Origin of the sequence: Streptomyces sp. SID3343, assembly GCF_009865215.1 — a bacterium.
Taxonomy (GTDB): domain Bacteria; phylum Actinomycetota; class Actinomycetes; order Streptomycetales; family Streptomycetaceae; genus Embleya.
In genome coordinates this window covers 1-11,554 of the sequence record NZ_WWJX01000314.1, presented here as the reverse complement: position 1 = coordinate 11,554, position 11,554 = coordinate 1, and the positions used below count along the sequence as shown (strand labels likewise).

Here is an 11,554-nt window from a genome sequence, read left to right as displayed (position 1 = left end):
GGGGCGCGGCGTGGTGGGGTGCCGTTTCCGCGTTGTGCGGCCGCGTTGTTGCCCGCCCCCGGCAGAGGACCCCGGCCTCACCGGCGCCGCAGCAGCCCCCGCGTGGTCGCCGTGGCCACCGCCGAGGTGCGTGAATCCGCGCCGAGCTTCGCGTAGATGTGCACCAGGTGGGATTTGACCGTGGCCTGGCTCAGGAAGAGCGTTTTGCTGATCTGTTGGTTCGACAGCCCGTCCGCGACCAGTTCCAGTACCTCGCCCTCGCGGCGACTCAGCGTCGGCAGCGGATCCCGCAGCCTGCTCATCAGCCGCCCCGCGATCCGCGGCGCCAGCGCCGACTCGCCGGCCGCGGCCGTACGTACCGCCGCGGCCAGATCCTCCGGCGGCGCGTCCTTGAGCAGGTAGCCCATCGCGCCCGATTCGACCGCCGCCAGGATGTCCGCGTCCGTGTCGTACGTCGTCAGGACCAGCACGTGCGGCGCGTCCGGCAACGCCGTGATCGCCGCCGTGGCCTCGTTGCCGTGCATGCCGCCGGCACGAAATCGCAGATCCATCAACACCACGTCCGGCGCCAGCGAACGCGCCAACTCGACCGCCCGCTCGGCCGTTTCCGCCTCCCCCACCACCTCGAAGTCCGGCTCGGCCGCCAACACTGCGCGCAGCCCCGCCCGAACGATCGGATGGTCGTCGGCCAACAGCAACCGGATCACCGAGCCACCACCGGAAACGAAGCCGCGACCGCCGTGCCCTGCCCCGGCGCGGCCTCCACCGTGAGCGCCCCGCCCAACTCCGCTGCCCGCGTCCGCATCGCCTCGATGCCGAAGCCGGTACCCGAGGACCCCGTCCGCCCCGGCGGCACGGCAGGGTCGAAGCCGCGCCCGTCGTCCACGACGTCCAGCGTGACCGACGCGTCCATGTGGCTCAGCGTCACCTCGACCCGCCCGGCCGCCGCGTGCCGGACCGTGTTGCCCAGCGCCGACTGGGCGATCCGCAACAGCGCGACCTCGTACGCCGTCGGCAACTCCGCGGCCTCGCCCGTGCGGTGGAAGCGCACGTCCAGGCCGGCCTCGGCGGCCGTCCGCGCGCACAACCGCTCCAACGCCGCCGACAACGACGACCCCTCCAACTCCGAAGGCGCCAAAGCCCGAACGAACCGCCGCGCCTCCGCCAGGTTGTCGGTCGCGGTCACCCGCGCGAGCCGAACGTGGCGATCCGCGCCCACCGGATCCCCGGGCAACGCCCGCTCCGCCGCCCGCAAGAGCAACTGGATGCTGCTGAACCCCTGCGCGAGCGTGTCGTGGATCTCGCGCGCAAGCCGTTCACGCTCGGCCAACACCCCCGCGTGCCGTTCGGCGGCGGCGAGCGAGGTACGCGCGGCGACCACGTCCTCGACCAGGCGCCGTCGCTCCTCGTTCTCGCGGTACAGCGCCTGATAGCCCAGCACCGTGGCGACCGCGACCCCCGCGCCCAGAATCGGCCCGAGCACCATGCCGGGCGTCACGCCCCCCTCGTGCGCCGCGTAGCCGGTGACCGCCACCGCCGTCAGCACCGCGACCGAGGGCAGCGCGAACCGCAACGGCAGCAGGTGCGGGTACAGAAAGAACAGCGGGAACGCGAGCCAAATCCCCTCGGCCGTCAACGCGTACAGCCCGAACCAACACAACGTCAGTGCCGCCAACCACACCACCGACGCCCGCCGCGAACGCCCCACGGCGGGAACCAGGTCGCCCGCCGCGTACACCCCGCCGGTGACGACCACCGCGCCCACGATCAGCGCGGCCCAACCTCCCGAGACGTCGTCGCCGACCACCGCGCGCACGGCCGCGAGGACCAGGAGCAGTGCCACCAAGGCGTGCATACAGATGCGCAACGCGCGCAGGACCGGGGTCAGGACAGTGGGGTACATAACGGATCAAGCGTAAACGCCCGTCCCCCGGTCACCATCGATCAAAAGGTTGACCGTCACCCACATCCTTCGATACCGCCGAGGGGCTCCTGCGATCGATGGCAGCCGGCCGGGCCCCGGACAGAATCGAGGCACAAGCACAAGCACAACCACAACCACAAGAAGCACCAGCGGAAGCGGAAGCGGGAACGCAAGCACAAGCGCAAGCGCGAACGCAAACGCCGGCAACCGCAGCAGAAGGAGCCCCTGACCCCCGTGTTCGTCGCCCTGCGAGATCTCGTGTTCGCCCGCGGCCGGTTCGCTCTGATGCTCGTCACGGTCGTCCTGATCACCGCCCTCGTCGGCCTGGTGTCCGGGCTCACCGTGGGGCTCGGCCGGGCCAACACCTCCGCGATCGACGAACTGCCCGCCGACCGCCTCGCGTTCGCGGCCCCGGCGAGCGGTCAGGACATCTCCTTCGCCGACTCGTCCGTGGACGAGGGTCAGTGGCAGCGGTGGGCCGCGCGGCCCGGCGTGCGGTCGGCCGAACCGCTCGGCATCTCGATGACCCGGCTCGGGGCCGGCGACCGTACCGCTGCCGCCGCCGCGTTCGGCGTACGGCCCGGCGGACCGGCGGCGCCCTCGGCCCTGGCACCCGGCACGGTCGTACTGTCCCGTGAACTGGCCGACGACCTGCGCGTACGGGTCGGCGCGACGGTCACCGCCGGCACCGACACCCCCCTCACGGTCGCGGCGATCGTGAGCGGCTCGTCGTACAGCCACGCGCCGGTCGCGTGGACCACACTCGCCGACTGGCAACCGCTACGCTCCGGGCCGCAGCGCGCCGGCCTGCACGCCACGGTGATCGCCCTGGACCTGACGGGCGCCGGCAAGGCCGACCTCAAAGCCGCCGACCGCGCGATCGGCACCCGCAGCACGACGATCGACGACGCGCGCACCGCCATCGGCTCGTACACCGCCGAGAACGGTTCGCTCCAACTGATGCGCGGTTTCCTGTTCGCGATCTCGGCGCTCGTGGTCGGCGCGTTCTTCACGGTATGGACGATCCAACGCAGCGCGGACGTGGCCGTACTCAAGGCCCTCGGCGCGTCCACCGTCTACGTTCTGCGCGACGCTCTCGGCCAAGCGTTCCTGATCCTGCTCGTGGGCACCGCACTGGGCACCGCGATCTCGGCGCTGTTCGGGGCCGTCGCGCCGGGCGAGGTGCCGTTCGTGGTGGACGCGTCGACGACGTTGCTGCCCGCCGGCGTGCTGATCGTGCTCGGCATGGTCGGTGCGGGGCTCGCGATCCGCCGAGTCACGTCCGTCGACCCGCACACCGCCCTGGGAGGCGCCCGATGAGCACCGACGACCCTCGACCGTCCGGCGGCGGCCTGCTGCTGACCGACGTGACCTTGACCTATCCCGACGGCGACGGCCGACTCACCGCCCTGGACCGCGTCTCGCTCACCGCCGCGCCCGGCACGTTGACCGCGGTGGTCGGGCCGTCCGGGTCCGGCAAGTCGAGTCTGCTCGCGGTCGCCGCGACCTTGACCGCGCCCGACACCGGGCAGGTGGTGGTCGCCGGGCACGACGCGGCGACGTTGTCCGCCGGGGAACGGGCGCGGCTGCGCCGTGCGTCGATCGGGATCGTGTTCCAACAGCCCAACCTGCTCGCGTCGTTGACGTGTGTCGAGCAGCTTCAGGTGATGGCCCACCTCGACGGCCGGCGCGCCGCCGGGGCCCGCGCACGGGCGCTCGACCTCCTCGACCGGGTCGGCATCGCCGATCACGCGAAGCACCGTCCGCACCGGCTGTCGGGCGGGCAGCGCCAACGCGTGAACATCGCCCGGGCCTTGATGAACGAGCCGAGCGTGCTCCTGATCGACGAACCCACCAGCGCCCTCGACCACGAACGCGGCGCCGCCGTGGTGTCGCTGCTCGCGGAGCTGACGCACGCGACCGGCACCGCGACCGTGATGGTCACCCACGACCACAGCCACCTCGTACACGCGGACCAGGCACTGGAGGTGATCGACGGCCGGCTCGGCGTCCTGTCGTCGACGACCACGTGACACCCGGCCGACCGCAACCGCAACCGCAACCGCAATGGCAACCGCAACCGAGCTAGCCACGTGGCGCGAGCAAGCACACCGCCCGGGAAGCGAACGCGGCGGCCATGCGACGCGCTCGCCCGCGCCCGGCTCGGCCGGTCGGTCCGTCGGTCCGTCGGTCCGTTCGTCGGTGGTCCGTCCGTCCGTCGCGCAGACGGGGTGTCACTCGTCAAGTCCGCGACCCCGTTGTGCGACGCACGGGCAGCCCGTCGAGGTTCCGTCCGGAGCAGCGGCCGACTCGGCCAATGAAACCGGCCTCGGCTAGAGCCGGGACCGCGTCGACGACCCGGGCGCCGGGGCGGTGCTCGCCCGGACCACGAGTGTCGGTTCCACCGCTGCGGGCTCCTGCGGGGCCGCCGGATCGGCGATGTACCGGAGCAGGTGGCCCACGGCGAGGGCACCCATCTGTGCGAACGGCTGGGCCACGGTGGTCAGGGAGGGCGAGCAGTACTCGGCCAGCGGGATGTCGTCCACGCCTACCACCGAGATGTCCGACGGTACGCGGCGGCCCAGTTCGTGCAGGGCTCGCATCACCCCGAAGGCCATCTCGTCACTGTCCACGAAGACTGCGGTGACGTCCGGGATCTTGCCCAGGATCAGGCCGTTGCGGTAACCGGAGGCGGGTGACCAGTCGCCCTCCAGCACCGGTGGCGCCGACCGTCCCTCCTCCTCCAGGGCCGCGAGCCAGCCCCGGGAGCGGCTGGCCGCGTCGAGCCACTCCTGCGGTCCTGCGACGTGCCATACGCTCTCGTGCCCGAGATCGAGCAGATGCCGGGTGGCCAGTCGGGCCACCAACTGCTGGTCGACAGCCACCACTTCGGTCGCCGCTGTGCGCGAGCCGTCGACGGTGATGGTGGGCACGACGGAGGTGAGCTGTTCGATGCGCCGGCTGACGTGGATCAACGGCACCGCCAGGATGACACCCTCGACGTGCTGCTCGGACAACCGGACCAGCGCGGCTTCGATCGCGGAGGTGTCCAGCGAGGCGGTGGTGGCGGTACTCACGGTATAGCCCGCCTGGTCGGCGGCGCGTTCTATGCCGACGGTGAGGGCGGTTCGCGAGTAGAAGCCGGTTTGCAGGGTGACCACGCCGATGGAGCGGCTGCGGCCCGAGGACAGCATCCTGGCCGCGTTGTTCTTGCGGTAGCCGAGCTGGTCGACGGCGACGAGCACCTTCGCGCGGGTCTTGGCCTGGACGTTCGGGTGGCCGGCCAGCGCACGGGAGACGGTCTGCGCGGATACGCCGGCGACCCGGGCGACATCGGCCATCCCGGGCGGTCGGGCGGCATCACGTGCGCTGTCGTTCGCCATGAGGCCTTCCCGATCGAGCCGCCTTGATATCGATGCCAGTCGATCACACATGGATTTTCGATACAAGGCGGCTCGACCGATCCCGAGGTTGGGATCGCCAACACTCAACCGGGGCACCGGGACGGGAACGGAAGCGGAAGCGGCGGTGACGGAGCGCGGGAGGTGGGAAGCGGACGGTGGGGAGGCGGAGGACGGGGAGGTGAAAGGTGCGGAGGCCGGGGAGGTGGGACGGTCAGCCGATCGTCCACCGCTGGAGCGGCGACTGCGTGTCCGGCTGCTGCGTCACCGAAGCACCGTTCGTGGTGGAGCCGGTGGTGAGCAGTAGCCCGCTCCGTAGCGAGGCGACGGTGTAGGCGCCGGTCGGGAGCCTGGTGAGGGACCAGCGCTGATTGTTCCCACCGTTGCAGTTCCACTGGACGACCTTCGCGCCGGCTGTGGTCGCGGCGTCCTCGACGTCGGCGCACAACCCCGATTCGGCGTTGACCAGTTCGTAGGTACCGTCGCTCTGCCGGGTGAACCGCCAGCTCTGGTTGAGGCCGCCGCCGGCAGCCCAGGTGATGAGCTGGGTACCGGGTGTGGTGCTGTGATTCGGGTCGTCGAGCGCCTTGCCGCCGATGGTGAGGGTGTGAGTGCCGTTCAGGTCACCCGATCCGGTACCGACCGCGGTGATGGTCAGGGTCTGCTCCGCGGCGGTACGGCCCGCGCCGACGCTGCTGCCGGTGGTGTCGGTCCAGGCGCGAACCGGGGTCGTCTCGGCGAGTCGGCCGGTCGTGCCGGACAGGCCGATGACCAGACCGCTGTAGCGGTTCACCAGCTTGTACGTCCCGGACGCCGCACCGTTGGCGGCGGAGGCGCCGGGGATGACGAACCACTGCGCGCCGAGGGTCGGCCCGCCGGCGCCGGCCGGCGTGACGGTGGGAGCGGTGCCCCAGGCCCGGCCCGCGGCCGGCGTGGTGGGGACGCCGAGCAGCCCACCGGTGGCGACGTTGGTGATGCGGTAGGAGCCGTCACCGTTGGCGGCGAAGCTCCAGGCGTCCAGGTTCGATCCGGTGGAGGCAGCCAGTGACGTGGTGGACGAGCCGCCGGATACCTGGGCCAGGACCCGGTTGTTCCCGCTGCCGATGCGGTAGGTCTTGGCGGGGTCGAACGGCGATGCGGCGGGAGCCGAGCTGCCGATGTCGATGTTGACGTACTCGGAGGAGGATCCGCCGGAGCAGCCGAAGGAGCAGTAGGAGCGGAAGTTCTTGCCGACGACGGTGGAGCCGGTCTTGTTGGCGCCGTCGAGGAACCAGCGGTACCACGATGCCGTGTGGTAGCTGCCGGTGTCGCCGATGAGCGTCCACTTCTGGGTGGCGAGGTTGTCGGTGGCGTAGAACTGCTGTGGTGCGTTGCCGCTTTGGTCGACCGCCTGCGGTTGCCCGATGTACAGCCCCAGATAGGCGTTGTACGTGATGTCCATGACGAACAGCGGCGAGGTCGGCGGGGCGGTGCCGGCCGCGACCTGCTGGGTCACCGTGCCGGTGTTGGCGGGGTTGTATTCCTTCGAAGTGGGCGTGTAGCCCGTGCTGTTGGTGGCATCCACCGGCACGGCGTTGCTTTCCTTGCCGCCCACGCCGGGCTGTGACCAGGCGCCGTCGTACCACTTCTGCCAGGTGCCGGTCGCCATCTTTCCCGAGATGGGCGCGCGGGCCACATGGGCGTAGAACGCCTTCCAACCACCGTTCTTGTCCACCACGCGCGAGCCGTAGTAGGCATAGAAGTAGCCCGAGGCGGCGTCCACGTACAGCCGTTGGTCGCCGTCGCCGTACGAGTAGGTCTGGTTCGGGAAGGCGGCGGTGTCACCCCGTTTGGTACTGAAGGGCGACGTGATGGCATGGTCCTTGATCGTCCACGTTCGGCCCTGGTCCCGGGAGACGGCGTAGTCGATCGAGTCGAAGTGGACGCCGTCGCCGAAGGGCTGCGGACTGAACTCGTTGTGTACCAGCCCGTACCAGTCACCGGTGTCCGGGTCGACCCACACCCCCGCCAGGTCGCAGAAGTTGCGCTGCGAATAGCCCGAGCCGGCAGGCGCGTTCGTGGCCCCCACGCCGGTGGGGCTGTTGTTGCAGAAGGCGGTCGTATCCGGGTTGGTGCCCGCGTTTCCGATCGCACCGGAGAAGGTGGCCGAGTCGAGATCGGTCCCGGTGAAGAAGCTCCATGCGCGGCTCTGGGTCGCGCCGTAGAGGGAGTGCGCCTGCTGGAAGTAGAACGTGCCGTCCTTGTCGATGTACGTGCCGGCCGGGGTGTCGTCCGGGTGTGTCCACAACCCCTTGGCACCGACGGTGACGGTGTAGCCGGCGGCCGACGCCCTCGCGTTCGTGGCTGTTGCCGGGGCCGCCGTCGTTGCCGTTGCCGTCGTCGTTGCGGTCGCCGAGGCCGTCGTGGTCAGGGAGCCGGCGCCGGTGAGCGCCAGGGCCGCGGCAAAGGCCGTCGCGATGATTCTTCCAGGAGGTGACATCTCTCTCCGATTCATGGTGCGTAGGCGGTACCGCGACTCGCGGTGGTCGGCGGGCGGGCAGGTGGTCGTTCGTCGACGCACACGTGCTCGGCGAGGCGAACCGCGGTTTACCGAGGCTCGCCGCAGCAGCAGAGGTGCGTAGGACGCGCTGATATCGATATCAGAGTGGCTGCCGGTCCGTGACGGCTCGGGGGCGAGGGGTTGCGAGGGGGCGGCGGGAGCGTGTCGCTCGGCCGACGACCCGGCACACTGCTGCGGCAAAGTGCTGCATAGGGCCTCCTGGAAGCCAGCCGAGCACGGAGAACGCCTCCGCTGCCTGCGGTGTGGTGGGCACGCGCCGCCGCTTCGTGGTGCTCCACGGCGCGCGCCGTGCCAGGCACTATGGCAGAGGATGTTATCGATGCCAATGGTTGCCGATGGTTGCCGAGATGCCGACCGCCCAAGGAGCCGCCTCCGACTCGTACCGGTGCAACACGGCGTGGCAGTCGGCACGACGACGCCTGCTTGACCGCTCGCGGGGCCGGGGGGTCACGGGCTCGGGCGGTCACGGGGCCGAGCGGTCGCGGGGCCGGGCAGTCGCGGGCTCGGGCGGTCGCGGGGCCGGGCAGCCGCGGGGCTGGGCGGTCGCGGGGCCGGGCAGTCACGGGGCCGGGCAGTCACGGGCCGAATACATGGCTGGCCCGGACGTTGCGTGGGCCGAATAGCCGGCCCGGACGTCGCACCGACGCAACACCTCGACCACGGGCAGCCGATCGTCCTGCCACTCGCCGCGAGCGTCATCACCGCCGGCGCGCGAATGGGCGGAACCGGACGCCACTCACTGCTACCGCCTCGAAGTCACCGGTGGAGTGGCGCTGTGTTGTGCCTGGCCCGTCGACGGCGCGCCGCCGGACCGTGGGCGGGCAATTCGCAGGTTGTTTCCGCCCGACGTCGGGTCGTTCGCTCACGGTGTGCGGGAGAGCGGCTCCCACGCCCCAGCTGTCGAACTGCCGTCGAGCTACTGCCGTCGAGCTGGTGCCGCCGACCGGCAACCATCGCCTCGTCCCCAGGACTTCGCAGCATCCGAACCGAAGCGCCCGCGCCCGCGCCCGCGCCACGCGCCACGCACCGCGCGCCAAGCACCAAGCACCAAGCACCACAAGCCACGAGCCACGAGCCACGAGCCACGAGCAGCGCACCACACGGCACGCGCAGGCCGCCCCCGGCCCGCCCCCGGCCGGCGCCCGTTTGCCGCGCCCCTCGGCCGCACCGACTCAACGCCCGGCCGCCGCCGAGATCGTCTTCGATGAATTCGTGCCGGTTCGGCATCGTCGGTGCAACCGACGATGCCGTCCTAGAACGGGGGTTCGTCGCCGGACCAACCACCGTCGTCCGGGCCCGACGCACCCCAGGCCGTCGAACCGGTCGAGCCTGCGGAGTCCCCGACGCCCCCGGGACCCCCACGACCCGCAGGAGCCACCCGACCCCCACGACCCGAAGGACCCGCGGAAGCTGCGGAACTCGTGGAACCGCTGCCGCCCCCCGCGTCGAATCGAGTGGCCCCGGCCGGTCGCTCGGTCGCCCGAGGTGCGCCCGGCCGATACACGCCGGATGCCGACGAACCGGCCGGGATCACCGGCCAGTTCGGGTCGATCAGCTCGCCGCCGTCCGGGTTCTTGCGGTCGATGTACTGCTGCAGCGACGCGGCCTGCTCCGCGAACCACCCGATCTGCCGTTCGTGCAGCGTGCGCAGCGAGTCGGCGGCCAACTGCGGGAAACGCGCGCCGAGATCCTGCGCGAGCAGCAGGCACGCGAGGGCGTCGCCGTCGGCGGTGTGCGCGTCGGTGAGCACGACTTCGTAGAACGCGCTCGTGGCGGCCAACGTGCGCTTGCCCTTGCGCCACTTGTCGAGCTGCTTGTCGATCACCAAGGGGTCGACGATCGGTGTGGTGGTGGGGAGTTGCGGCAGGCGGTGACGGTGCAACTCCTCCTTCAGGATGGTCAGGTCGAACGGCGCGTTGTAGATCGCGATCGGCGTGCCGACCGTGAGATAGCCCGCGATTGCCTCGGCGATCTCGGTCAGGCATTCGGCCGCCGGTCGGCCGTGGGCCCGTGCGTGCTCGGTGGTGATGCCGTGAATCGCCGTCGCCTCGGCGGGAATCTCGCGCGGACCCGGGTCGATCAGCCACGAACGGCGCGTGCCCTCGGAGTCCACGAGCGCGGCCGTGACGACGAAGTCCGTGAACGGGTCCACGCCGGAGGTCTCGACGTCGAACGCGGCCATCGGGCCCCGATGCCAGCCGTCGTGGTCGCCGCGTGCGGGTGCGGCGGGCTTGGGCTCGCCGCATGTCGCGCAGTAGGTGACCCACTTGCCGTCGATCCGTGCCAACAGGCCGTCGCCGGCCTTCACATAGGTCGTGCACGTGGCACAGGTCGCGCCGAACTTGTTCGTAGCCATGAGGGTGCCCTTTTCCGATTGCGGATCACGTTCACGTCGTCACTGCCGATGAAGCTAGTGCCCGGGTACGACGCCCTGGTCACGGTGCTGGGCAAGGCGTTTGAGCAACGGGCGCTCCGCGGTGGTCCACGCGGCACTGGTGAGCAGGTACATGCCGGCCGCGAGCGGTACGAACATCGCGGTCACGACGGTGCCGAACGGCATCCATCGCACGAGGGCGGGCGCTTCGGCGTCGGCCCTGCGGTAGCCGACGAAGCCGACCGTGGCAATCAGCGCCAACAGGCCGAACAACACGAGGGCGTGCGGCCCGAAGAGCCCGTCGAGCGGGTGCAGACCGAGCGGTGCGCCGAACAGCGAGTGTCGCAACAGGCTTTGGTCGCCGCTGAAGAGACGGTAGGTCAGGAACAGGAACGGCAGGCCGGCCAGGGCCGGGAGGATGCCGGCGAACATCGACGTACCGGCTTCGCGATGCAGCGCGGACAACTCGCGGGCGGCGCGCTGCGGATCCTTGGCGTGCCGTTCGCGTATGCGGCGCACGTGGGGCGCGAGTCGAGCCCTGGCGACCTCGGCACGGGCCTGGGCGTAGCCCAGCGGAACGATCAACAGGCGTACGCACGCGGTGAACAGGACCACCGCACCGGCGACCGAACCGGTACCGAGCAGCGGCGCGATCGCGTCCGCGAGGGTGAGCAGAAAGTCGTGGGCGAGGTCGAGCACGGGAATTCCGAGCATGGGAGAAGAGCCTTTCGTGACGCGGGAAACGACGACACGTCGGGCGGCCGCGACCGAACCGGGTCAGCGAACCGCCGGGCCCGCTCCCGGTGCCCTGGGGCGACAACGCCCGGGCCCATCGGGATCCCGCAACGAAAGAAACGCCAACAACGCGGCCTGCCGCCGCAACGAAGCCCCACGCACGCGAGCCGACGACCCGGAAGGCACCCGGACGTCCACCCCGACCGCAAGCGCCAACACCACACCCACCGCAGCGACAACCAGCCCCGGCAAGCCCCCGTCCACCACCACGGAAAGCCCCAACAGCGCCCCCAACGCCGCAACCAGCGACGCGAACGCAGCACCCCGAGGCCATCCCATACCCCAAACCCTAACCCCCACTCGAAATCACAAGGAAGGCACCATGCACCCCAACACCGATCACGCCACCCCCACCCCCGACGCAACCAACAGCACGCGCGGCAACACACCCCAACACCAAACACACGCCGGACGGCCCCACCCATCGCCACCCCACCAACCCATGCCCCACAGACCCGATCACGCCCCCCAAGCCACCCGAAACCCGCACCCCCCATCCC

9 protein-coding genes are annotated in these 11,554 nt (G+C 70.9%); 2 read left to right on the top strand and 7 right to left on the bottom strand.

The annotated features are described in order from the left end of the window. Positions 1-77: 77 nt before the first annotated feature. Both GT354_RS10730 and GT354_RS10725 read right to left on the bottom strand, forming a co-directional pair. Positions 78-707: a response regulator transcription factor gene (locus GT354_RS10730; protein WP_161356053.1), complete on the bottom strand. Its 630-nt coding sequence runs from the start codon at positions 705-707 to the stop codon at positions 78-80. Then, the gene (locus GT354_RS10725; RefSeq protein ID WP_202511737.1) at positions 704-1,903 is read right to left on the bottom strand and encodes a sensor histidine kinase; all 1,200 of its coding nucleotides are present in this window, start codon (positions 1,901-1,903) and stop codon (positions 704-706) included. The genes GT354_RS10730 and GT354_RS10725 overlap by 4 nt, the downstream gene beginning before the upstream one ends. 255 nt (positions 1,904-2,158) lie before the next feature. Here GT354_RS10725 and GT354_RS10720 point away from each other — a divergent pair, with 255 nt between their 5' ends. Together GT354_RS10720 and GT354_RS10715 are read left to right on the top strand one after the other, a co-directional pair. Then, positions 2,159-3,244, top strand: coding sequence for an ABC transporter permease (locus GT354_RS10720; RefSeq protein ID WP_161356052.1), 1,086 nt, complete (start codon positions 2,159-2,161; stop codon positions 3,242-3,244). Further along, positions 3,241-3,957 (top strand): ABC transporter ATP-binding protein, encoded by a 717-nt coding sequence (locus GT354_RS10715; RefSeq protein WP_161356051.1) that lies wholly within the window; start codon positions 3,241-3,243, stop codon positions 3,955-3,957. The genes GT354_RS10720 and GT354_RS10715 overlap by 4 nt, the downstream gene beginning before the upstream one ends. Before the next feature lie 300 nt (positions 3,958-4,257). Here GT354_RS10715 and GT354_RS10710 read toward each other — a convergent pair whose 3' ends face one another. The 5 genes from GT354_RS10710 to GT354_RS53740 all read right to left on the bottom strand — a co-directional run bounded on the left by GT354_RS10710 (position 4,258) and on the right by GT354_RS53740 (position 11,333). Further along, a complete protein-coding gene (locus GT354_RS10710; protein WP_161356050.1) occupies positions 4,258-5,307 on the bottom strand; it encodes a LacI family DNA-binding transcriptional regulator in 1,050 nt (349 codons plus the stop codon). Positions 5,308-5,539: 232 nt separating this feature from the next. Further along, complete coding sequence (locus GT354_RS10705; RefSeq protein ID WP_161356049.1) at positions 5,540-7,804, bottom strand: RICIN domain-containing protein; 2,265 nt, start codon at positions 7,802-7,804, stop codon at positions 5,540-5,542. Between the two features lie 1,333 nt (positions 7,805-9,137). Further along, positions 9,138-10,241, bottom strand: coding sequence for an exonuclease domain-containing protein (locus GT354_RS10700; RefSeq protein ID WP_237534604.1), 1,104 nt, complete (start codon positions 10,239-10,241; stop codon positions 9,138-9,140). Positions 10,242-10,295: 54 nt separating this feature from the next. Then, on the bottom strand, positions 10,296-10,973 hold the full coding sequence (gene yidC / locus GT354_RS10695; protein ID WP_161356048.1) for a membrane protein insertase YidC: 678 nt from the start codon (positions 10,971-10,973) through the stop codon (positions 10,296-10,298). 63 nt (positions 10,974-11,036) lie between these two features. After that, positions 11,037-11,333, bottom strand: coding sequence for a DUF6412 domain-containing protein (locus GT354_RS53740; protein ID WP_237534603.1), 297 nt, complete (start codon positions 11,331-11,333; stop codon positions 11,037-11,039). Positions 11,334-11,554 lie beyond the last annotated feature (221 nt).